Source organism: Caenispirillum bisanense (assembly GCF_039523075.1).
In the GTDB taxonomy this organism is placed as follows: Bacteria; Pseudomonadota; Alphaproteobacteria; order Rhodospirillales; family Rhodospirillaceae; genus Caenispirillum; species Caenispirillum bisanense.
In genome coordinates, this window is the sequence record NZ_BAAAEP010000055.1 from 1 (window position 1) to 21,800 (window position 21,800).

Genomic DNA, 21,800 nt, shown 5'->3' on the forward strand with positions numbered 1-21,800 from the left:
GGCGGGGGGCGCCGCCGGCTCCGGCGGCGCGGCAGCGACCGCGCCGCTGCCCGACCGCCTGTCGGCGGCGCTGGGGGCGCTTGGCGTTCCCGTGTGCCTGATGCTGAGCGGCCGCGACCTGACGGCGCGCGAGTTCGAGGAAGCCGTGCTGGTGCGCGGCCCGTTGAAGCGGGCCCAGGCCGCCGGGCGCATCCGCGTGCGCCGGCTGCCGGAGGCCAACCATACCTACAGCAGCCCGGCGTGGCGGGCGCAGGTTCATGCCTGGACCGCCGAGTGGCTGCAGGGACTGGGGAGAGTGTCATGAGCGGTGTGTGCGGCTGGCTGGCCATCGATACCGGCGCCGAGGCGGCGGGCGTCATCCATGCCATGACCGAAGCCCTGCCGGCCCCGCCCCACGGGGTGACCGGCTGCGTCGGCCTGCCGCCGGCCGGGCTCGGCGCCCGCACGGCGCAGGCGGCCAGCACCCTCGCCGAGGCGGGCGGCGTGCTGGCCGGCTTCGGCCTCTATCCGCGCTGGACCGACCCGGCGCTGGCGGCGAGGGCGCGGTCGGAAGGCCACGCGGCGGCGCTGCTGGATGCGTGGCGGCGGTTCGGGCCGGGGCTGCTCGACCACCTGGGCGGCGCCGTTTCGGTGGCGGTGATGGAGCCGGCGCGGCGGCGCCTGCTGGTCAGCGTCGACCGCTTCGGCATCCATGGCCTGTGCTATGCCGAGGTGGCCGGCGGCGTGGTGTTCGGCTCCACCGCCGATGCGGTGCGGGCGCATCCGCTGGTGGCGGCGCCGCTGTGCCCGCAGGCGCTGCACGACTACTTCTACTTCGTCGACCGGGTGCCGGCGCCGCAGACCATCTGGCAGGGCATCGCCAAGCTGGTGCCCGGCGAGTGCCTGGTGATGGACGGCGGCAGCCTGTCGCGGCGGCGCTGGTGGCGGCTCGATTACCGCCCGCAGGACGATGCCGACGAGGCGGCGATGCGGGACGAACTGCGCCGCCGGCTCGACATCGCCGTGCGCCGCAGCCTGGAGGGCGAGGACACCCGCAAGGTGGCGGCCTTCCTCAGCGGCGGGCTCGATTCAAGCACGGTGGCGGGGCTGTTCGCCCGCGCCGTCGACCATCCCGCCCGCGCCCACACCATCGCCTTCGAGGCGGCACGCTACGACGAAAGCCCCTACGCCCGCCTCGCCGCCGAGCATTTCGGCATGGATCACGCCCTGCTGACGGTCACCCCGTCCGAGGTGGAGGACGCCTTCGAGGCCATCGCCACCGCCTATGACGAGCCGTTCGGCAATTCCTCCGCCGTGCCGGCCTATCTGTGCGCCCGCCATGCCCGCGACAGCGGCATCGACTGCATGCTGGCCGGCGACGGCGGCGACGAGCTGTTCGCCGGCAACGCCCGCTATGTCGATGACGAGGTGTTCCAGCACTACGGCCGCATCCCCGCCGCCGTGCGCCGCCTGCTGATCGAGCCGGTGGCCCTGCGGCTGTCGCCCGAAGGCCGCTTCCCGCCCACCCGCAAGGTCGCCCGCTACGTCCGCAAGGCGCGCCAGCCGGCGCCGGTGCGGGTGACCGGCGACAACGTGTTCCGCCGCCTGCCGGCCGCCGCCATGCTGGCGCCCGAAGTGGTGGCGGCGGTGGATGTGGAGGCACCGCGCCGGCTGGTGGAGGACATCTGGGCCGATGCCGGCTCCGACCACCCGCTGCACCGCCACCTGTGGCTCGACCTGCGGCTGACCCTGGCCGACAGCGACCTGCGCAAGGTCAGCCGCATGTGCGAGCTGGCCGGGGTGCGGGTGCGCTACCCCATGCTCGACGACGATCTGGCCGCCTTCTCCGGCCGGGTGCCGCCGCAGTGGCTGTGCCGCGACGGCCGCCTGCGCGCCTTCTACAAGGATGCCTTCCGCGGCTTCCTGCCCGACGCCATCCTGACCAAGACCAAGCACGGCTTCGGCCTGCCGTACCTGCAGTTCCTGACCGACCATCCGCCCCTGCGCGCCATGGCCTGCGACGCCATCGCCGACCTGCGCGAGGCCGGGCTGTTCCGCCGCGACTTCCTGGAGTCGGAACTGGCCGCCCTGCGCCACGCCGGCAGCGGGGCGGGCCGGGGCCTCGGCGTGGCGTGGGATCTGGTGGTGCTCAGCCGCTGGCTCGACAGCCGCCGGCGGCCCGTCGGCCGGCGCCATGTGCCGCCGCAGCCGCGGCTGGCGGCAGGGGCGGCGCCGTGACGGCCGCCGCCTCTGCCCCGCGCCCGAGCCTGCGGCGGCGGCTGTGGGCGACGGTGGAGGAACTGGGCGGCGGCACCGCCGTGCTCTACTGGCTGCACCGCGCCTTCCTGCGGCTGCGGCTGCCGCTGTCGCTCAAGCGCTACCTGTTCGTGTTGCAGCCGGTGCCGGCGGCGCCGCTGCTGAAGCCCCACCGCGGCCGCGCCATCGTGGTGCGGCCGGTGGCGGCGGGCGAGCCCTGCCTGCTCGACCTGCCGCTGACCCAGGCAGTGCTGGATTTCCGCTTCGGGCAGGGCGCCATCTGCTTCGGCGCCTTCATCGACGACCGCATCGTCGGCTGCCTGTGGCTGGTGCTCGGCCCCTATGACGAGGACGACGTGCGCTGCCGCTTCGTGCGGCGGCCGGCGGCGCTGGCGTCGTGGGACTTCGACGTCTGGGTCCACCCCGACCACCGCAGCGGCTTCACCTTCGGCCGCCTGTGGGACACCGCCAACGCCTTCCTGCGCGAGCGCGGAGTGGCATGGTCGGCGAGTCGGATCAGCGCCTTCAACGTCGCCTCGCTGCGGTCCCATGCGGCGCTGGGGGCGCGGGTGGTGGGCAGCGCCACCTACCTGTCGGCCGGGCGGCTGCAGCTGATGCTGTCCGGCTTCCGGCCCTTCCTCGACCTTTCGCTGCGCCGCCGTCCGGCCCTGGTGATCCCGGTCCCCGACGCCCCGCAGGCCTGAGGCCATTCCCCGCAGGGCGATGGTGACGCTTGCGCGTGCTCCGCAAGCGCAACTATCTTTCTTTATCCGATGTCATTTGACAAAAATGTTTCCTTAGTGTGTAAAGAGGTCAACCAGAGGCCTTACCGCATTGGATGCTGCGGTGCAACAAGGCCCGCCCGACGGCGTTGCTTCCTTGAGAGCGGATGGCACGCCGCCACGGACAGATGCAAAACAAGACCAGACGAGGGGATTGAGCCTATGTTGGGTCCGCACGATCTCGAAGACTTCTGGAAGACCGTCGACCGCGAGCGCGAGCCGCGCCGCGCCACCCCGACCGACGGCGGCCACCGCGCCACCGCCGCTTTCGCCGGCCTGACGCCGTTCGCGTCGCTGTCGCGCATGCGGCCGACCGGTGGCCTGTTCGGCAGCCGCGGCGAATAAGCCCGGCGCCGGCGGCCCTCCGCCGGCCTTCCAGAACAGCAGCAGCACACACCCTGTGAAAGCGGCGCCCGGAAACGCGGGCGCCGTTTTCGCGTTCAGGCGTTCAGGCGTCACAATTCCTCCCGTTGCCGGCCGCCGGGCGAGGGGGTAGCGTTACCGCATTGCAGCGCCCGCCGCTGCCCCTGCCGCCGCCGCGCCCATGAGGAGCCTTCCCGCCCATGGATTCTGCCAGTCTGCTTGCCGGCCTCGATCCCGTCGCCAACGGGCTGGTGGTGCTGTGCCTGGTGGCCGTCACCGGGCTGCTGCTCGGCCGGGCCCGCCTCGGCACCGTGTCGCTGGGCATCGGCGGGGTGCTGTTCGCCGGCATCTTCTGGGGCCACATGGGCCTGCGCGTCGACCCGGAGGTGGCACATTTCCTGCGCGAGTTCGGGCTGATCCTGTTCGTCTACACCATCGGCATCCAGGTCGGCCCCGGCTTCTTCGCGGCGCTGAAGCGATCCGGCCTGGCGCTGAACGGCATGGCGGCGGGGCTGGTGGTGCTGTCGGCCATCGTCGCGGCGGCCATCCATGTCGGCTTCGGGGCGCCGCTGCCGGTGACGCTCGGGCTGCTGGCGGGTGCGACCACCAACACGCCGTCGCTGGGGGCGGCCACCCAGATGCTGGGCACCGTCGGCGCCGGGCCGGAGGTGCTGGCGGTGCCCGGCCTCGGCTATGCCGTCGCCTATCCCTTCGGCATTGCCGGCATCCTGCTGACCATGGTGCTGGTGCGCGCCGTGCTGCGGGTGAAGGTGGACCAGGAGCAGGCCGCCTTCGACACCGCCCGCGCCGCCGAACATCAGGCGCTGGACACGATCAACGTCGAGATCACCAACCCCAACCTGGAGAACGTGCCGCTTGGCGAGCTGCCGGGGGTGGAGGCGATGCACGTCATCGTCAGCCGCATGATGCGCGACGGCGCCGTGCAGGTGGCGCACCCGGAAACGCCGGTGCGGGTGGGCGACGTGCTGCTGCTGGTCGGCCCGCCGCGCCAGCTGCGCGACATGGTGCGCATCCTCGGCCGGCGGGCGGAGGCGGACCTCAAGGCGCTGCCGTCGCAGGTGAAGTGGGAACGGCTGGTGGTCACCAACGACCGCGTCCTCGGCCATGCCATCGGATCGCTGGACCTGCTGCACCGCCACGACGTGGTCATCAGCCGCATCAACCGCGCCGGCGTGGAACTGACGCCGAGCCCCGGCCTGCGCCTGCAGTTCGGCGACATCTGCACCGTCATCGGCCAGCCGGACAACATCGCCGCCGCCGCCGGGGTGCTCGGCAACCGCGCCCAGGCGCTGCAGCAGGCACAGATCCTGCCCATCTTCCTGGGCATCGCCCTGGGCGTGCTGCTGGGCTCCATCCCCATCGCCTTTCCCGGCATGCCGGCGCCGGTGAAGCTGGGGCTGGCGGGCGGGCCGCTGATCGCCGCCATCGTGCTGGCCCGCATCGGCCACATCGGCCCCTTCGTGTGGTTCATGCCGCCGAGCGCCAACCACGCCCTGCGCGAGATCGGCATCGTGCTGTTCCTCGGCATCGTCGGGCTGAAGGCGGGCGAGAGCTTCGTCGCCCTGCTGACCGAGGGCGACGGCCTCAAGTGGCTGGCGTGGGGGGCGCTCATCACCATCGTGCCGCTGCTGATCGTCGGCTTCGCGGCGCGGCTGGTGCTGAAGATGAACTACCTGACCCTGTGCGGGCTGCTGGCCGGCGGCATGACCGACCCGCCGGCGCTGGCCTTCGCCAACGCCCTGCGGCCGTCGGAAGCGCCGTCGCTGGCCTATGCGACGGTCTATCCGCTGGTGATGTTCCTGCGCATCCTGGTGCCGCAGATCCTGGTGCTGATCTTCTGGCTGTAGGGCCGGCGGCGGGCTTACAGCCCGTCGTGCGGCGTCGCCAGGGCATAGCGGCCGCCGGAGTACAGCAGCGGCTCGCCGGGGCGGGCGTCGTAGCGGGCGACCTCGCCGATGAAGATGATGTGGTCGCCGCCCTCATGACGGGCCGCGACGGTGCATTCGAAGTTGGCGAGGCAGCCGCGCAGCAGCGGCAGGCCGTGATGCCCTTCCTCCCACTCCAGCCCGGTGAACCGCTCCCCCGGCGAGGCGAAGCGGTTGGACAGGTCCAGCTGGTCGGCGGCCAGGACGTTGACCGCGAAGTGCGGCGCCGCATCGAAGGCGGCGAACACCGACGAACTGCGGGCCAGGCTCCACAGCACCAGCGGCGGCTCCAGCGACACGGACGCGAAGGAATTGACCGTCAGGCCGGTGGGATGGCCGGCCTGATCGCGCGCCGTCACGATGCACACCCCCGTCGCAAACTGGCCGAGCGCACGGCGGAAGTCACGGGTATCGAAGGGCTGCGACCGCATCGGCAGGGTCATCGGGGGGCGTCCTCTGGCAGGTGCGTAGAAGCCGGCAGGGCCGGTCCCGGCCTGCGGGCCGGGCGGCGGCACTTTGGCGCATTTCGCGCCGCTGCGGAACCCCCCTTGCGGCCACCGAGCGGGCCGTTGCGCCGCAGCACCCGACCCGAGTCGCACGCCCTTCGACTGTTGCGCTGCAGCAGCATCAAAACCATCGTCTCCTGCAGTATTCATTAGTGAAAGAAAATAGCCCGCCGCCGTTCTGCGGCTAGAAAACGAGTATATCCTTAGGGGTAGCCCCTTTATCCCTACGGCTCGCGGGGTTTGTTGTGCGACCCCAAGGCATGCCGACGACTGTCGACCTGCGGCACGCCCTCAGCAACCTGTTTACAGCCAGTACGGGTCGTATAATGTCGGGGGTGGGAGTACGGGAAGGGGTACACATGGTCGATTGTGAAACAGTGGCGTCGCAAGACGACCGGCTGGAGTTGCGCACTTGGCTGCGCCTGCTGGCATGCTGCAATCTCATCGAGAAGGAGATCCGCACCCGCCTGCGCGACGAGGTGGGCATCACGCTGCCGCAGTTCGACCTGCTGGCGGCGCTCGACCGCGCCGAAGGCGGCAGCCTGGTGATGGGGGAACTGTCGCGCCGGCTGATGGTCACCAACGGCAACGTCACCGCCCTGGTCGACCGCCTGGTGCGCGACGGCCTGCTGGAGCGCCAGGTGAGCCCCACCGACCGGCGGGCGCTGGTGGTGCGCATGACGCCGCGCGGCCGCATGGTGTTCGAACAGGTGGCGCCCAGCCACGCGGACTGGCTGGCCGACCTGATGGCCGGCATGAACCGCGAGCATGTGGAATGCCTGTACGGCCATCTGGCGGAACTGAAGGCGTCGCTGGTCGCCACCCAGTAGGCGGCGGCCGCGGTCGACGGCGCCCGGTGCGGGCGCCGGGATGGGTGCCGGCCGGGCCGCCGCCCCTGTCGCGGCGGGCGCGGCCTCCCCATGTTGGTGCGGGCGGCCGCCGGCCGCCCGGCTTGTGCCGCGGGCGCGCATCTGCTACGCACGGCGGCAACGGATACACCAGCGGTTCCAGGTTCACGACCCCATGCCCGACAGACTGGACAGCGACGTCGCCCGGCGGCGGACGTTCGCCATCATCTCGCACCCCGACGCCGGCAAGACCACCCTGACGGAAAAGCTGCTGCTGTTCGGCGGCGCCATCCAGCTGGCCGGCGCGGTCAAGGCGCGCGGCGAGCAGCGGCGCGCCCGCTCCGACTGGATGAAGGTGGAGCGCGAGCGCGGCATTTCGGTCGCCTCGTCGGTCATGACCTTCGACTACATGGACCGCACCTTCAACCTGCTCGACACCCCGGGCCACGAGGACTTCTCGGAAGACACCTACCGGGTGCTGACGGCGGTGGACAGCGCAGTCATGGTCATCGACGCCGCCAAGGGCATCGAGGAACAGACCCGCAAGCTGTTCGAGGTCTGCCGCCTGCGCGACGTGCCGATCATGACGTTCATCAACAAGATGGACCGCGAGACGCGCGACCCCTTCGAACTGCTGGACGAGATCGAGCAGACCCTGGCGCTGGACGTCACTCCCGGCAGCTGGCCCATCGGCATGGGCAAGAACTTCCTCGGCGTCTACGACCTCATCAAGGACCGGCTGGTGCTGATGGCCCGCAGCAAGGGCGAGATGCCGGACGAGGGCGAAAGCTGTTCCGGCCTCGACGACCCCAAGCTCGACCGCATCCTGCCGGAATGGGCGGTCTCCAAGCTGCGCGAGGAAGTGGAGATGGCGCGCGGCCTGTGCCCGCCGTTCGACGAGGAAGCCTATCGCGCCGGCCATCTGACGCCGGTGTTCTTCGGCTCCGCCGTCAACAACTTCGGTGTGCGCGAGATGCTGCAGGCCCTGGGCGAGGTGGCGCCGTCGCCGCGGCCGCAGCCGACGGTCGACCGCGTCATCGACCCGCTGGAAGACAAGGTGGCCGGCTTCGTGTTCAAGATCCAGGCCAACATGGATCCCAAGCACCGCGACCGCATCGCCTTCATGCGCCTGTGCTCGGGCCACTTCAAGCGCGGCATGAAGCTGAAGCACGTGCGCTCCGGCAAGCTGGTGAACATGCACAACCCGGTCATGTTCCTGGCCCAGGACCGCGAGCTGGCGGAAGAGGCCTTCGCCGGCGACATCATCGGCGTGCCCAACCACGGCAACCTGCGCATCGGCGACGCCCTGACCGAGGGCGAGGACCTGCGCTTCACCGGCATCCCGTCGTTCGCGCCGGAACTGCTGCAGAAGGTGCGCCCGGAAGACCCGCTGAAGGCCAAGCACCTGGGCCGCGCCCTGGAGCAGCTGGCGGAGGAAGGGGCGGCGCGGGTGTTCAAGCCGCGCTTCGGCTCCGACTTCATCGTCGGCGTCGTCGGCGCCCTGCAGTTCGAAGTGCTGGCCGACCGCATCCGCACCGAATACGACGTGCCGGTGCGGTTCGAGGCGACCACCCTCTATACCGCCCGCTGGGTCACCTGCGACGACGCGGTGCAGTTCAAGAAGTTCCAGGACGCCAACAACCAGGCCCTGGCCGAGGATCACGACGGCGACGTGGTGTTCCTGGCCCGCAACGCCTGGCACCTGGATCGCGCCAAGGAAGACTTCCCCGCGGTGCAGTTCCACAAGACCAAGGAACACGCCTGATGCCGGCCGCGGCCCCCGACCGCCTGCAGCAGGTGCTGGAGTTCCTGGAGTTCGCCGACCGCTTCAAGTTCGTGGAGCGGCGCGGCTACCTCACCGGCGGCGCCCGGCGCGAGAACGATGCCGAGCACTGCTGGCACATGGCGCTGGTGGCCATGGTGCTGCACGGTGAGCTGGACGATCCCGCCTCGGTGGACCTGGGTCGGGCGCTGCAGATGATCCTCGTCCACGATCTGGTGGAGATCGAGGCCGGCGACACCTACGCCTACGACGATGCCGCCCTGGACGGTCAGGCGGAGCGCGAGCAGCGCGCCGCCGACCACATCTTCGGCCTGCTGCCGCCCGACATCGGCGGCCGCCTGCGGGCGCTGTGGGAGGAGTTCGAGGCGCGGGAGACCGCCGAGGCCCGGTTCGCCAAGGCCTGCGACAACCTGCAGGGCTTCATGCAGAACGTCATCTCCGGCGGTCGGGCGTGGCGGGAGAACGGCGTCGGGCGGGAGGACACGCGCCGGCGCACCGACTTCCCGCGCAGCCTCGATCCCGCCTTCGACCGGATCATCGACCGCCTCTACGCCCGCACCGACCGCGAGGGCAGCTTCGGCTGAGGCGTCGGTTCAATAGCCGCGCCGCCCCACCTTCGCCAGCGACCCCTGCCACTCGCGCAGGGCCTTGTCGAGGGCGCGGTCGAGCAGGCCGAAGAAGCTCTCAGCCTCCTGCAGCAGCGACCGCACCGGGTCGTCGCTCGCCTTGCCTTTCGCGATGTCGCGGTGGGCGAGGCGGGCGTAGACCTGCACCTGCTGCGTCGGCAGGGCCAGCACCGCGCGCGGCCCTTCGCCGGCGACCGCCAGCTTCTGCAGCGCCTGCAGGGCGGTGGCGGCGGCCTTGGCGGGGTCGGTCAGGGCCTTCTGGAAGGTCTTGGCGTCGATGCTGCCGCTGCCCTTGATGGCCTGCTTGAGCTTGGCCTGGGCGCCGTCCACCGCCGCAGTGGCGGCGGCGAAGGCGGTGGCGCAGCGTTTCAGGTCATAGGGCGCCACCTGCCATTTGTCCTCCGCCGCGTCGCAGGCGGTGTCGAGGCTGTCGGCGATGCGCTCCAGCTCCTTGGCCAGCACGTCCAGCTGTTCCAGGTAAGCCGGATCGGCACCGGCATCGCCCGACTTCGCCTTCTTCAATACGCTTACGTAGCCTGACGCCGCCCGCCGCATGTCGGCGCGGGCGGTCTTCAGCTTGGCCGATGTCTTCTCGTCGGGGGCGTCGGCGTGCTTGAGGGCCAGCACCTCGCAGGTGCTCAGCGCCTTCTCGATGCCCGACGACATGCGGAAGGCGCCGAGGATGGTGCGGCTGGGCTTCTTGCGGTTGGTCTTGGCCTCGAAGGTCTTCTTGGCGTCCTGCCACTCCCGCGTCCACGGCCCGGCGGCCTTGAACACGGTGCCGCCGGGCACCGGCCGCCATTCCTGTACCCAGACGCCGGCCATGGCGGAGATCATCTTGTCCAGCCGCGCCAGCCCGGTTTCCGATATGGCGGAGACGCTGGCGGCCCGCTCCAGCGCCGACATGCCGGCGGCGAGCTTGGAGAAGCGGGCGGCCAGATCCTCCAGCTTCTTGACCATGGCCTCGGTCGGCGTGTCCTTGTAGCGGGCGACCAGCTTGTCGACGTCGGCGACGATGGCGGCGCCCTCGTCCAGCGCCTTGCGCACCCGCTTCACCTCCGCCGACTTCACCTTCATGTTGGGGGAGTCGAGCAACGCCCCCTTCCACTCCCGCGTGAACGCCCCCATCCGCCCCCTGGTCCCCTGCTGCCGTCCCATCGGCCGCCGGCATCCCCCGACGCCATGCAACCGGCGGCAGTATGTCGTCCGGGCCCGTAGCGCGCAAGATGGTCGAGCGGCCGACGCATAAAGGGCCGGAGGAGCGTCTCCTCCGGCCCTTTGCCAGCTGGCAGGGGAAGCCCGTGCGCCGTTACTGCGCCTGGCTCTGGCTGTCTTCCACGATGTAGCCGCGGATGGTTTCCGCCACCTGCGGGTCGGACTGGGCGGTCAGGGCGATGGCGTTGTACTCGTCAACCGACAAGCCCTCGTCCTGCACGGCCTCCAGCATCTTTCCCTCGGCTTCTTCCTGCAGGTCGGCCAGCTGCTGCGGTTCGGTGGCTTCGCGCAGGCGCGGGGCGTACTCGTTGGCCACCTCCTGGATGCCCTGGACGGCGGCGGCGAAGGACTTCAGCTGGGTTTCGCTGAAATCGGCCGTCTGCCCCGGCGCGCCCGGCACCGCCGGCGCCTCGGGCGTCTGGGCCTGCGGGCTGGCGCTCTGCGCCATCGCGGCCGACATCGGCACGGCGGCGATGAGGGCGGCGGCGAGGGCGGTTGCGGTGATGCGCATGCAATGGTCTCCCTTGGTCTTCAGAACGTGGTTGTCCTGTAAAGACGGGGGAGGGCGCCGCAAGGTTGGGCATTTCTCTGTGAAAATGGCGGGTCCGCCTGTGACGGACCCGCCATCATCCACTTCCACGGCGCGCCGCCGGCCAGCCTCAGCGCGGCAGCGGCGTCACGTTCCAGATGTCGCGGGCGTAGGAATGGATCGCCCGGTCGGACGAGAACATGCCCATGTTGGCGACGTTGAGGATGGCCTTGCGCACCCACACCGCTTCGTCGCGATAGGCTTCCTCCACCCGCCGCTGGGTGTCGACATAGTCCTGGTAGTCGGCCAGCAGGAAGAAGTGGTCGCCGCCCGAAAGCAGGGCATCGCGAATGGGCAGATAGCGGCCGGGATCGTCGGCGTTGAAGAAGCCGCTGGCGATCATGTCGATGGCTTCGCGCAGGGACTCGTTCAGGTCGTAGTACTCGCGCGGGTGATAGCCGCGGGCCCGCATGTCGCCCACTTCCTCGGCCGTCTTGCCGAAGATGAAGATGTTGTCGTCGCCGACGGCGTTCTTGATCTCGATGTTGGCGCCGTCCAGGGTGCCGATGGTCAGCGCGCCGTTGAGGGCGAACTTCATGTTGCCGGTGCCCGACGCCTCGGTGCCGGCGGTGGAGATCTGCTCCGACAGGTCGGTGCCGGGAATGATGATCTCCGCCGCCGAGACGTTGTAGTTGGGGATGAAGGCGACGCGCAGGCGGCCGCCGATGCTCCGGTCGTGGTTGATCACGGCGCCGACGTCGTTGATGAGGCGGATGATCAGCTTGGCGGTGAAGTAGCCCGGCGCCGACTTGCCGCCGAACACCACGGCGCGCGGCTGGCGGTCGCCGCCGCGGCCGGCGCGCATCTCGTTGTACAGCGTGATGACGTGCAGCACGTTCAGCAGCTGGCGCTTGTACTCGTGGATGCGCTTCACCTGGGTGTCGAACATCATGTCGGGGCCGAAGGTGACGCCGCAGCGGTCCTGCACCATGGCCGCCAGCCGCTGCTTGTTGGCCCGCTTGATGGCGGCGAAGCGGTGGCGGAACTCGGCATCCTCGGCGAAGGGCTCCAGGTCCTTCAGCGCCTCCAGGTCCGACGCCCAGCGGTCGCCGATGGCGCCGGTGATGAGGTCGGCGAGCGGCCGGTTGGCCTGCAGCAGCCAGCGGCGCTGGGTGACGCCGTTGGTGACGTTGACGAACTTCTCCGGCTCCAGGCGGTTGAAGTCGGCGAAGACGTGGCTGCGCATCAGCTCGGTATGCAGCGCGGCGACGCCGTTGACCTTGCGCGAGCCGACGACGCACAGATGCGCCATGCGCACCCGGCGGCCGGCATCGTCGATCAGCGACATGCGGCTGAGCACGTCGGGCTGGCCGGGGAAGGCGTACTTCACCTGCTGCAGGAACTCGTGGTTGATCTTGTAGATCAGGTCCAGGTGGCGCGGCAGCACCGCTTCCAGCATGGCGATGGGCCAGGTTTCCAGCGCTTCCGGCAGCAGGGTGTGGTTGGTGTAGTTGAACACCCCGCGGGTGATGGCCCACGCCTTGTCGAACGGATAGTCGTAGTGGTCGATCAGCAGCCGCAGCAGTTCCGGCACCGCCAGGCTCGGGTGGGTGTCGTTGAGCTGGATGGTCACCTTGTCGGGCAGGGTGTCCAGGCTCGGGTGCTTGCGGTGGTGGCGGGCGACGATGTCCTGCAGGCTGGCGCTGACGAAGAAGTACTCCTGCATCAGCCGCAGTTCCTGGCCCATCAGCGTGGTGTCCATGGGGTAGAGCACCTTGGACAGGTTCTCGCTGATGGTCTTGTCCTTCACCGCGTCGATGTAGTTGCCTTCGTTGAAGTAGCGCAGGTCGAAGTCGCGGGTGGCGCGGGCCGACCACAGGCGCAGCTTCACCACCGCATCGCTGGCGAAGCCCGGCACCGGCACGTCGTAGGCCATGGCGATGACGTCGCTGGTGTCCACCCACTGGGTGACCACGTCGCCCGTCTCGTTGCGGAAGTGGGTCAGGCGGCCGCGGAAGCGCACCGGGAAGATGACGTTCGGCCGCTCGAACTCCCATGGATTGCCATAGCGCAGCCAGGTTTCCGGGTGCTCCACCTGCTCGCCGTTTTCCAGCCGCTGGGTGAACATGCCGAATTCATAGCGGATGCCGTAGCCGAAGCCGGGGTAGCGGTGGGTCGCCATGCTGTCGAGGAAGCAGGCCGCCAGCCGCCCGAGGCCGCCGTTGCCGAGGGCCGCGTCGTACTCGAACTCCTGCACGCTTTCCAGGCTCTGGCCCAGTTCGCCCAGCGCCTGCGCCACGGTGTCGTAAAGGCCGAGGTCGTAGAGGTGCTTCAGCAGCGACCGCCCGGTCAGGTACTCCATGGACAGGTAGTAGATGCGGCGGACGTCGGCGTCATACTGCGCCCGCGCCGTCTCCAGATACTGTTCCGACAGCCGGCCGCGCACCAGATGGGCGAGGGCATAGAGCCAGTCGCGCTGGGTGGCGAATTCCGGGTCCACGCCCACGTTGTGGACCATGTAGCTCTTCAGCTGCTGCTTGATGGCATCAACGCTGCCGATGTCGAGGGTGGGAATACCCGCCGTCTCGCCCTTCGCCGTCTGGTCCATGCTCTTTCCCCGATCCGTCTTTGTGTCCTGAGAGCGTAAACGCCGGTTGCCGGCCTTCGCTCATTCCCGCGTGGTCAATGCCCGGAACAACTCGATATAGGCGTCGGCCGCCTTGTGCCAACCGAAGTCCTGGGCCATGCCGCGACGCTGCGCCTCGCCCCACTGCGATCCGCCGCCGCCCCAGGTGTCGAAGGCGCGGTCGATGGCGCCCACCAGCCCCGCCACCGACGCCTCGCCGAACACGAACCCGGTGCCCTGGCCGCCGGGGTCGTGGATGTCGGTGACGGTGTCCGCCAGCCCGCCGGTGTGGCGCACCAGCGGCAGACTACCGTAGCGCAAGGCATACATCTGCGTAAGCCCGCACGGCTCGAACCGCGACGGCACCAGGAACACGTCGCAGCCGGCCTGGATGCGGTGGGCGCGGCCCTCGTCGTAGCCGACCCAGGTGCCGACCCGGCCGGCGCGGGCGCCGCCGAGGCCGTAGATGGCGTGCTCCAGCCAGCTGTCGCCCGACCCCTGCATGACGATCTGGCCGCCGCGCGACAGGATGTGGTCGACGGCGCCCAGCACGAGGTCGATGCCCTTCTGCTCGCTGAACCGCGACACCAGGCCGAAGACCAGCGCCTCCGGCCGTTCCTCCAGCCCGAACTCGCGCTGCAGGGCGGCCTTGCAGGCGGCCTTGCCGGTCATGTCGTCGGCGCTGTAGCGGGCCGGCAGCAGGTGGTCGCGGGCCGGATCCCACTGGTCGTAGTCGACGCCGTTGAGAATGCCCGACAGCTGCGCCGCCCGCCAGCGCAGCAGGCCGTCCATGCCGCGGCCGCCGTCGGGGGTCTGGATCTCGCGGGCGTAGGTGGGGCTGACGGTGGTGATGCGGTCGGCGTAGTAGCAGCCGGCCTTCAGGGTGCTGACGTGGCCGTAGAACTCCAGCCCGTCGATGGCGAAGGCATGGCCCGGCAGGCCGATCAGCGGCAGGATCTCCGGCCCGAAGATGCCCTGGAACTGGATGTTGTGGATGGAGAACACGGTCGCCGCGCCGGGCCCGTCGGTCAGCGCCAGATAGGCGGGGACAAGGCCGGTCTGCCAGTCGTTGCACTGGATCACGTCGGCCTGCCAGCCCACCGGCGACTTGGGCGTGCCGAGCAGCGCCGCCACTTTGGACAGCAGGGCGAAGCGCAGGAAGTTGTCGGGGTGGTCGTGGCCCCACTCGTTGATGTAGGGGCCGCCGCCGCGGTGATAGAGGCTGGGGCAGTCCACCAGCCACACCGGCACACCGCTGTCGGGCATGCGGCTTTCGATCAGGCTGGCGTGGTGGCCTTCCAGCACGGGGCCGAGGTCGGTCTCGCTGCGGCGGTCGGTCAGGCGCGCCAGCACCGACGGGTAGCCGGGCATGACGATGCGCGCATCCAGCCCCTTGCGGGCGAGCGCCGCCGGCAGAGCCCCGGCAACGTCGGCCAGCCCCCCGGTCTTGATCAGCGGGTAGACCTCGGAGGCGGCGATGAGTACGCGCATTCTGACTTCGATCCCCAAGCAGGCCCCTGCGTCCGCCCGCGTCGGGCGGGCAGGCGCGAAGGCGTAATTCACGGCATTTCCCGGGAAGAGGCAATACCGGAATCGTGACAATTCGCCGGCAGACTTTCGTCTAGAACGCCTGGATAGGTGCGAAAGATCAAGAGGATATGGACCTTGGTCGAGGCCTCAGGTGTTTAATCCGGCTGTCGTTGATCCGGGGCCGATGGCCGTGCAAAAGTCTTACCTGGGATAGGGACGTCGTCATCCGAGACGCCGCCTGTGGCCGCGAGTCTCCCCCCGCCGGGGACTGGCGGCCGTCGCTTAGCCGAACGGAGGAGCTGGATGGATCAGATTGATGTGGCCTACGACCTCAACCGGGCCCTGAAGGGGACGCTGGCGCTGGTGCTGGCGGGCGGGCGCGGGTCGCGGCTGATGGCGCTGACCGACGACGAGGCCAAGCCGGCGGTGCCCTTTGCCGGCAAGTTCCGCATCATCGACTTCCCGCTGTCCAACTGCATCAATTCCGGCATCCGCCGCATCGCCGTGCCGACGCAGTACAAGGCCCACACCCTGATCCGCCACATCCAGCGCGGCTGGTCGTTCTTCCGGGCGGAGATCAACGAGTTTGTGGAGCTGTGGCCGGCCCAGCAGCAGACCAGCGACGAGGCGTGGTATCGCGGCACCGCCGATGCCGTCTACCAGAACCTGGAGACCATCCGCGCCCACGACCCGGACTACATCCTGATCCTGGCCGGCGATCACGTCTATCGCCAGGACTACAGCCGCATGCTGGCGCAGCACCTGGAGATGGGGGCCGATGTCACCGTGTCCTGCGTCGAGGTGCCGCTGAAGCAGGCGACCGGCTTCGGCTGCGTCGACGTGGACGACACCGACACCATCATCGACTTCGTGGAGAAGCCCGCCAACCCGCCGCACATCCCCGGCGACCCGACGCGCGCCTTCGCCTCCATGGGCATCTACATCTTCAACCGGTCGTTCCTGGAGGAGCTGCTGGAGAGCGATGCCGCCGACCTGTCCTCGGCCCACGACTTCGGCAAGAACATCATCCCGTCGCTGATCGGCCGCTGCAAGCTGGTGGCGCACCGCTTCTCCGACAGCGCCGTGCGCTCGGCCCCCGACGCGGAGCCCTACTGGCGCGATGTCGGCACCGTCGATGCGTATTGGGAAGCCAACCTGGATCTGGTGAACGTCACCCCGGCGCTCGACCTCTACGACCACAGCTGGCCGATCTGGACCTATCAGGAGCAGCTGCCGAGCGCCAAGTTCGTGTTCGACAACGAACAGCGGCGCGGCATGGCGGTGGACAGCCTGGTCTCGGGCGGCTGCATCATCTCCGGCGCCACCGTGCGGCGGTCGCTGCTGTTCTCCAACGTGCGGGTGAACAGCTATTCGCTGGTGGAGGATACGGTGGTGCTGCCGGGGGCGGACATCGGCCGCAACTGCCGCATCAAGCGCGCCATCATCGGCACCCGCTGCCGCGTGCCCGAAGGGCTGGTGGTGGGCGAGGACCCGGAACTGGACGCCCGCCGCTTCCACGTCACCGAGGACGGCGTCACCCTCATCACCCAGCGCATGCTGGAGGCGCTGGAACCGGCGACCTCCGCCGCGCCGGCATCGGCGCCCAACGCCAAGCCGGCGGTCTGACACCACCGCGCGATGGCCGGGGCGATCCCGGCCATCGTCGTTGCGGCCGCCGGCGCGGCAGGGGCAGGGTCAGCGCCGGACCGGCACCGCGTGGGCGCGTTCCAGGCGCACCGCCTCGGCCGTGACGGCAACGGTGTCGGAGGCGGCCAGGGTCTCCAGCGGCACCGACAGACGGCGGCGCCAGTTGGGGTACTGGTCGACGGTGCCCGGCACGTTGACCTGGGCTTCCTCCAGCGCCAGATCGTCCAGGTTCACCATCATCAGCCATGCCGGCGAGCGGGCCAGGAAACGGTGGATGGCCAGGGCCAGGGTGGTCAGGCCGGCCTCGTCCAGGGCGGCGTCGGCGCGGAAGGTTTCCGGCACCAGGCCCTGATCCTTCAGCGCCGCCACCAGCACCTCGCGCTCGCGGGTGCGGTCGGCGTCGTCCTGCAGGCGGCGGGCGCCGTCGGGCACCAGGCCGAGGTCGTGGCGCAGCGCCACGTCCCAGCCGCGCCAGTGGCCGACGATGGTGTGCAGGTCGTGCGACGTGGCCGTCGCCACCGCCTGCACCGGATAGGTCTCCGGGCGCTTGAACAGACCGTCCTGGTAGCGTTCGAAGTAGAACAGGCGGTAGGAGAGGATGTCTTCCTCCGCCATGCGCTCGCGGAAGCCGTCGGGCACGGTGCCGAGATCCTCGCCGATCACCATGCAGCAGTTGCGGTGGCTTTCCAGGGCGAGGATGCCGAGCAGGTCGTCCATCTGGTAGGAGACATAGGTACCGCCGAGCGCCGACACGCCGGGGGGAATCCAGTACAGATGCTGCAGCGCCATGGCGTGGTCCATGCGCAGGGCGCCGGCATGGCGCATGTTGGCGCGCACCATGTCGATGAACGGCCCGTAGCCCGCCTCGCGCAGGGCCAGCGGGTTGAGCGGCGGCAGGCCCCAGTCCTGGCCCTTGCTGTTGAAGGCGTCCGGCGGGCAGCCGACGCGGGCGCCGACGGTGTAGACGCCGGGGTCCATCCAGGTGTCGGCGCCACTGGTGTCGACGCCCACCGCCAGATCGCGGTAGAGGCCGATCACCGGCCCGTCGCCGGCGGCGGCGCGCAGGGTGTCGGCGGCCTCGCCCAGCTGGCGGTCGGCCTCGAACTGCAGCCACAGGTGATAGCGGACGCGGGTCATGCGCTCGGCCGCGAAGTCGAGCACCGCCTTGGACGACGGGTTGCGGTAGTCCTGCGGCCAGTCCATCCACGGCGTGCCGGGGAATTCCTCCTGCAGCACGTTGAACACGGCGAAGCGGTGCAGGCGGTCCCCGCCGTCGTCCAGGAAGTCGGCGAAGGCCTGCTTGCGGGCGGAGGTTTCGGCCAGGGCCTCGAAGTCGCGGTGGAGCACCCGCAGGATCTCGTGCTTCAGGGCGCTGACGGCGGGATAGTCCACCAGCTCCGCCTCCCGCGCCGCCCGCAGGCGGCCGAGGAAGGCGGTGTCGGCCATCAGCGCCTGGGCATCGGCGCAACCCGCCAGTTCCGGCACCGCCTGCACGTCGATGTAGAGCGGGTTGAGGAACAGCCGGCTGGCCGGGCTGTAGGGGCTGGCGTGGGCCGGATTGGCGGGGAACAGGGCGTGCAGCGGGTTCAGGCCGACCACATGGCCGCCGCGCTGGCCGGTGGCCTGGGCCAGGGTGCGCAGGCTGGAGAAATCGCCCATGCCCCAGTCGAGGGTGGTGCGCACGGAATAGAGCTGGCACGCCACCCCCCAGGCGCGGCCGCCGGCGGCGATGAAGTCGGGGCGCCAGCAGGCGGTGGGGCAGACCACCACGCTGCCTTCCGCCGCCAGGGTGCCGTCGCGGTCCAGCAGCCGCAGGGTGTGGTAGCCGAGCGGCAGGTGCGACGGCAGCGGCAGGTTGCGGCGTTCATAGGAAATGCCGTCCACCTCCCGCGTGTCCAGGGTGGCGAGGTCGGCGGCCATGGTGTCGCCGCGCAGGACGGTGCCGTCCTCCAGCTCCAGCAGCCAGGTGAAGGGCCGCTCGCGCTGGCTTTCGGGGGTGGTGAGGGTGGTCCACAGCTGGCCGCCGGTCAGCCGCAGGACGGTCACCGGCTCCAGCAGGCGCATCCAGTCCGCCCGTTCCAGGCGCTCCAGGCTGGCCGCCGCCTCGGCCTCGGTGGCGGCGGGATAGCCGAGGGCGGCCAGCAGCGCCTGCATGTCGCCGGCGGTCGTGTCATGGCGGTTGCCGAAGATGTCCCAGTAGCTGGGCTCGATGCCCGCTGCCTCGGCCAGCCGGGCCAGAATCTCGGGATACTGCATGTCTTCCCCTCGCGTCGTCGTTCTGTCCGCGCGGCGGCGGTTGGTGGAGTGCGGCGGCGCCGGCGGGCCGGCGGCCGGATCATCGGGTCGGTCGGCGCGTCTCACCCGGCGTCGTGCGGCTGATCCTCGCGACGGCGGCCGCTGCGGCGCCCGCGGTGGCGGCGTTCCTGAACGAACAACGCCATGGCATGGGCTTGCAGAGGATACATTTCCGCCGCCTGTATGATTTTTACGTCGCGGTGGGGATCGGCCTTGGAGGTATCCATCACCCGCACCCACGGCCCGCCGAACACCTCCGCCGGCATGCGGAAGGCCACCGGATCGATGCCGGCGTTCATCAGCACCAGGAACTGGTCGTGGTCGTGATCGGCCGGGGCGTGCAGGTGGTGGTCGTGGGCCGGCGCCCCCAGGTGATAGCCGAAGCAGCGCAGCATGGGGTCGTTCCAGTCGCCGGGCGTCATCTCGCGGCCGGCGGGGGACAGCCAGGTGATGTCCTTCACCGGCCCGTCGCCGATGGGGCGGCCGGCGAAGAACTGGCGGCGGCGGAAGGCCGGGTTGTCGCGGCGGAAGCGCACCATGGAGCGCACGAAATCGAGGAAGTCCTCGTCCTCCTCGCGGGCCAGCGACCAGTCGATCCAGCCGATGTCGTTGTCCTGGCAATAGGCGTTGTTGTTGCCCTTCTGGCTGTTGCCCAGCTCGTCGCCGGCCAGCAGCATGGGCACCCCCTGCGACAGCAGCAGCGAAGCCATCAGGTTGCGCTTCTGGCGGTAGCGCAGTTCGAGAACGCCGGGATCGCGCGTCTGGCCCTCGATGCCGCAGTTCCACGACACGTTGTTGTCGGTGCCGTCGCGGTTGTCCTCGCCGTTGGCCTGGTTGTGCTTGTGGTTGAAGCTGACCAGGTCGTGCAGGGTGAAGCCGTCGTGGGCGGTGATGAAGTTGACCGACGCGCTCGGCCCCCGGCGGCTGTAGATGTCGCTCGACCCGGCGATGCGGGTGGCCAGCGCCGGCCCCTGGCCGGGGTCGGAGCGCCAGAAGGAGCGCACATTGTTGCGGAAGCCGTCGTTCCATTCCCGCCAGCCGGGCGGGAAGCTGCCGACGCGGTAGCCGGCCGGGCCGATGTCCCACGGCTCGGCGATCAGCTTGACGCGGTTGAGCACCGGGTCCTGGCGGATGGCGGCGAAGAACGGATGGTTGGCGTCGAAACCGTGCTGGTCGCGGCCGAGGGCGGTGGCAAGGTCGAAGCGGAAGCCGTCCACCCGCATGGCATCGGCCCAGTAGCGCAGCGAGTCCATGACCATCTGCAGCACCCGCGGATGGGCGAGGTTGATGGTGTTGCCGCAGCCGGAGTGGTTCTCGTAGTAGCGCGGGTTCTCCGGCACCAGATGGTAGTAGCTGACGTTGTCGAGGCCGCGGAGCGAGATGGTCGGCCCCAGTTCGTTGCCCTCGCAGGTGTGGTTGTAGACCACGTCCAGCACCACTTCGAGCCCCGCCTCGTGGAAGCGGGAGACCAGCATCTTCATCTCGTCGATGCCGGCGGAGGACAGCAGCCGCGGCGCCGGCGCGAAGAAGTTGAAGGGGTTGTAGCCCCAGTAATTGGTCTTCCCCAGCTCCACCAGATGCGGTTCGTCGGCATAGGCGAAGATGGGCAGCAGTTCGACGGTGGTGACGCCGAGGCCCAGCAGGTGGTCGATCACCGGCTCCGACGCCAGGGCGCTGAGGCTGCCGCGCAGGGCTTCGGGCACCTGCGGGTGGCGCATGGTGGCGCCGCGCGGGTGCAGCTCGTACAGGATGGTTTCCGTCCACGGCACGCGCGGGCGGCGGATGCGCTCGTTCCACGGGAAGGCGTCGTTGACGACGATGCCCTTGGGGATGGAGCGGGCGCTGTCGCGGCGGTCGAACGACAGGTCGGCGCGCGAACTGCCCAGGCGGTAGGCATAGCACGACGGCGTCCACTTCACCTCGCCCGACAGGGCGCGGGCATAGGGGTCGACCAGCAGCTTGTTGGGGTTGAAGCGGTGGCCGCGCGGCGGGTCATAGGGGCCGTGGGCGCGGTAGCCGTACAGCTGGCCCGGCCCGATGTCGGGCAGGTAGCCGTGCCAGACCGAGTCGGTGCATTCCGGCAGGGGAATGCGCTCCACCTCCCGCCGGCCGGTGGTGTCGAACAGGCACAGCTCGATCCGGCTGGCGTGGTCGGAGAACACCGCGAAGTTCACCCCGTGGCCGTCCCAGGTGGCGCCCAGCGGGTAGGGCGAACCGGGATGCAGCGAGCGGCGAACGGGGTGGCTCATGGCGATCCTTGGCAGGAGCGGCCGGCGACGGCGGCAGCAGCAGCAGGGGGCGGGGCGGCGGCGGTGGAGGGCGGGGCAGGGCCGGGCCCGGCAGGCAGCAGCGCTACCCCTGCTGCTGCCGGCGCACCGGCGGCACCGCTCCGGGCGGCGGCGGCGGCGGCGGCGCGGGCGGCGGGCGCCGGCAGCCGCCGCGGCCGGCGATCAGGTCTCGCCGGTGGTGGCGGGCGGAGCGCTCGGCGTCTTGCGGCCGCGGCCGGACGACTTGCCGCCGGCGGCGGTGCTGTCGGCGGTCTTGGCGCGGGCGCGGGTGGGGCTGGGGGCGGCGGACTTGCCGTTGGCCTTCTCGGCCTTGGCCTCGCTGGTGCGGGCGGCCCGCTTCTTGCCGGGGGCGGCGGCATCGGCCGCGGCGGCGGCAGGAGCCCCCTCGGCAGCATTGGCGGCCCGCTTGACGCTGGCCGGCTGCGGCGGCTCGGCGGCGGCGGGCGCCTCGATGGCCATCACCTCGCGCTCGGCGATGTACCAGAAGTCCTGGGCGCGACCCTCCGGGCAGCCCTCGGCTTCCCAGAGTTCATAGGCGCGGCGGCGAATCGCTTCTTCCAGAGACGGCATCGGTCACCTTC

16 protein-coding genes and 1 pseudogene are annotated in these 21,800 nt (G+C 70.3%); 9 read left to right on the forward strand and 8 right to left on the reverse strand.

Annotation, left to right across the window (positions count from 1 at the left end; all coding sequences use genetic code 11):
- The 5 genes and pseudogenes from ABD056_RS19010 to ABD056_RS19030 all read left to right on the forward strand — a co-directional run.
- Positions 1 to 304: pseudogene (locus tag ABD056_RS19010) on the forward strand (hypothetical protein); the annotation flags it as partial.
- Positions 301 to 2,217 (forward strand): asparagine synthetase B family protein, encoded by a 1,917-nt coding sequence (locus ABD056_RS19015; RefSeq protein ID WP_343869289.1) that lies wholly within the window; start codon positions 301 to 303, stop codon positions 2,215 to 2,217. The pseudogene ABD056_RS19010 and the gene ABD056_RS19015, both read left to right, overlap by 4 nt.
- Entirely contained in the window at positions 2,214 to 2,939 is a 726-nt protein-coding gene (locus tag ABD056_RS19020; protein ID WP_343869290.1) for a GNAT family N-acetyltransferase, read from the forward strand. Before ABD056_RS19015 ends, ABD056_RS19020 begins: the two co-directional genes overlap by 4 nt.
- 240 nt (positions 2,940 to 3,179) lie before the next feature.
- Positions 3,180 to 3,362: a hypothetical protein gene (locus tag ABD056_RS19025; RefSeq protein WP_343869291.1), complete on the forward strand. Its 183-nt coding sequence runs from the start codon at positions 3,180 to 3,182 to the stop codon at positions 3,360 to 3,362.
- 218 nt (positions 3,363 to 3,580) lie between these two features.
- A complete protein-coding gene (locus ABD056_RS19030; RefSeq protein WP_343869292.1) occupies positions 3,581 to 5,248 on the forward strand; it encodes a putative transporter in 1,668 nt (555 codons plus the stop codon).
- A gap of 14 nt (positions 5,249 to 5,262) precedes the next feature.
- On the opposite strand, the gene ABD056_RS19035 is transcribed toward ABD056_RS19030, so the two are convergent.
- On the reverse strand, positions 5,263 to 5,769 hold the full coding sequence (locus tag ABD056_RS19035; protein ID WP_343869293.1) for a flavin reductase family protein: 507 nt from the start codon (positions 5,767 to 5,769) through the stop codon (positions 5,263 to 5,265).
- A gap of 422 nt (positions 5,770 to 6,191) precedes the next feature.
- Between ABD056_RS19035 and ABD056_RS19040 the strand changes: the two genes are divergently transcribed.
- The 3 genes from ABD056_RS19040 (at position 6,192) to ABD056_RS19050 (ending at position 9,047) form a co-directional block, all read left to right on the forward strand.
- Complete coding sequence (locus ABD056_RS19040; RefSeq protein ID WP_343869295.1) at positions 6,192 to 6,662, forward strand: MarR family winged helix-turn-helix transcriptional regulator; 471 nt, start codon at positions 6,192 to 6,194, stop codon at positions 6,660 to 6,662.
- A 193-nt stretch (positions 6,663 to 6,855) separates the two neighbouring features.
- The gene (locus ABD056_RS19045) at positions 6,856 to 8,445 is read left to right on the forward strand and encodes a peptide chain release factor 3 (protein WP_343869296.1); all 1,590 of its coding nucleotides are present in this window, start codon (positions 6,856 to 6,858) and stop codon (positions 8,443 to 8,445) included.
- The gene (locus ABD056_RS19050) at positions 8,445 to 9,047 is read left to right on the forward strand and encodes an HD domain-containing protein (protein WP_343869298.1); all 603 of its coding nucleotides are present in this window, start codon (positions 8,445 to 8,447) and stop codon (positions 9,045 to 9,047) included. The genes ABD056_RS19045 and ABD056_RS19050 overlap by 1 nt, the downstream gene beginning before the upstream one ends.
- Positions 9,048 to 9,056: 9 nt before the next feature.
- Here the strand turns inward: ABD056_RS19050 and ABD056_RS19055 are convergent, their stop codons facing one another.
- The 4 genes from ABD056_RS19055 to glgA form a co-directional block, all read right to left on the reverse strand.
- Positions 9,057 to 10,217 (reverse strand): hypothetical protein, encoded by a 1,161-nt coding sequence (locus ABD056_RS19055; protein ID WP_343869299.1) that lies wholly within the window; start codon positions 10,215 to 10,217, stop codon positions 9,057 to 9,059.
- 181 nt (positions 10,218 to 10,398) lie between these two features.
- Positions 10,399 to 10,815 (reverse strand): DUF4168 domain-containing protein, encoded by a 417-nt coding sequence (locus ABD056_RS19060; RefSeq protein WP_343869302.1) that lies wholly within the window; start codon positions 10,813 to 10,815, stop codon positions 10,399 to 10,401.
- A gap of 148 nt (positions 10,816 to 10,963) precedes the next feature.
- Complete coding sequence (locus ABD056_RS19065) at positions 10,964 to 13,441, reverse strand: glycogen/starch/alpha-glucan phosphorylase (protein WP_343869304.1); 2,478 nt, start codon at positions 13,439 to 13,441, stop codon at positions 10,964 to 10,966.
- Between the two features lie 60 nt (positions 13,442 to 13,501).
- Positions 13,502 to 14,950, reverse strand: a complete 1,449-nt coding sequence (glgA, locus tag ABD056_RS19070) for a glycogen synthase GlgA (RefSeq protein WP_343869307.1) — start codon at positions 14,948 to 14,950, stop codon at positions 13,502 to 13,504.
- A 342-nt stretch (positions 14,951 to 15,292) separates the two neighbouring features.
- On the opposite strand from glgA, the gene glgC reads away from it, so the two are divergent.
- Positions 15,293 to 16,615 carry a glucose-1-phosphate adenylyltransferase gene (gene glgC / locus ABD056_RS19075; protein WP_343869308.1) on the forward strand — a complete coding sequence of 441 codons (1,323 nt, stop codon included), beginning with the start codon at positions 15,293 to 15,295 and terminating at the stop codon, positions 16,613 to 16,615.
- 69 nt (positions 16,616 to 16,684) lie between these two features.
- On the opposite strand, the gene malQ is transcribed toward glgC, so the two are convergent.
- From malQ to ABD056_RS19090, 3 genes are all read right to left on the reverse strand, one after another.
- The gene (gene malQ / locus ABD056_RS19080; RefSeq protein ID WP_343869309.1) at positions 16,685 to 18,892 is read right to left on the reverse strand and encodes a 4-alpha-glucanotransferase; all 2,208 of its coding nucleotides are present in this window, start codon (positions 18,890 to 18,892) and stop codon (positions 16,685 to 16,687) included.
- Between the two features lie 101 nt (positions 18,893 to 18,993).
- Positions 18,994 to 21,180, reverse strand: a complete 2,187-nt coding sequence (gene glgX, locus ABD056_RS19085; RefSeq protein WP_343869311.1) for a glycogen debranching protein GlgX — start codon at positions 21,178 to 21,180, stop codon at positions 18,994 to 18,996.
- Between the two features lie 201 nt (positions 21,181 to 21,381).
- Complete coding sequence (locus ABD056_RS19090; RefSeq protein WP_343869313.1) at positions 21,382 to 21,789, reverse strand: DUF2934 domain-containing protein; 408 nt, start codon at positions 21,787 to 21,789, stop codon at positions 21,382 to 21,384.
- Positions 21,790 to 21,800: the final 11 nt, after the last annotated feature.

Bases quoted from the DNA above. Each gene is read 5' to 3' on its own strand.
- ABD056_RS19030 (WP_343869292.1), top strand. From the start codon at position 3,581: ATGGATTCTGCCAGTCTGCTTGCCGGCCTCGATCCCGTCGCCAACGGG.
- ABD056_RS19055 (WP_343869299.1), bottom strand. From the start codon at position 10,217: ATGGGGGCGTTCACGCGGGAGTGGAAGGGGGCGTTGCTCGACTCCCCC.
- malQ (WP_343869309.1), bottom strand. From the start codon at position 18,892: ATGCAGTATCCCGAGATTCTGGCCCGGCTGGCCGAGGCAGCGGGCATC.
- ABD056_RS19090 (WP_343869313.1), bottom strand. From the start codon at position 21,789: ATGCCGTCTCTGGAAGAAGCGATTCGCCGCCGCGCCTATGAACTCTGG.
- glgC (WP_343869308.1), top strand. From the start codon at position 15,293: ATGGATCAGATTGATGTGGCCTACGACCTCAACCGGGCCCTGAAGGGG.
- ABD056_RS19060 (WP_343869302.1), bottom strand. From the start codon at position 10,815: ATGCGCATCACCGCAACCGCCCTCGCCGCCGCCCTCATCGCCGCCGTG.
- ABD056_RS19045 (WP_343869296.1), top strand. From the start codon at position 6,856: ATGCCCGACAGACTGGACAGCGACGTCGCCCGGCGGCGGACGTTCGCC.
- ABD056_RS19040 (WP_343869295.1), top strand. From the start codon at position 6,192: ATGGTCGATTGTGAAACAGTGGCGTCGCAAGACGACCGGCTGGAGTTG.
- glgA (WP_343869307.1), bottom strand. From the start codon at position 14,950: ATGCGCGTACTCATCGCCGCCTCCGAGGTCTACCCGCTGATCAAGACC.
- ABD056_RS19050 (WP_343869298.1), top strand. From the start codon at position 8,445: ATGCCGGCCGCGGCCCCCGACCGCCTGCAGCAGGTGCTGGAGTTCCTG.
- ABD056_RS19065 (WP_343869304.1), bottom strand. From the start codon at position 13,441: ATGGACCAGACGGCGAAGGGCGAGACGGCGGGTATTCCCACCCTCGAC.
- glgX (WP_343869311.1), bottom strand. From the start codon at position 21,180: ATGAGCCACCCCGTTCGCCGCTCGCTGCATCCCGGTTCGCCCTACCCG.
- ABD056_RS19015 (WP_343869289.1), top strand. From the start codon at position 301: ATGAGCGGTGTGTGCGGCTGGCTGGCCATCGATACCGGCGCCGAGGCG.
- ABD056_RS19035 (WP_343869293.1), bottom strand. From the start codon at position 5,769: ATGACCCTGCCGATGCGGTCGCAGCCCTTCGATACCCGTGACTTCCGC.
- ABD056_RS19025 (WP_343869291.1), top strand. From the start codon at position 3,180: ATGTTGGGTCCGCACGATCTCGAAGACTTCTGGAAGACCGTCGACCGC.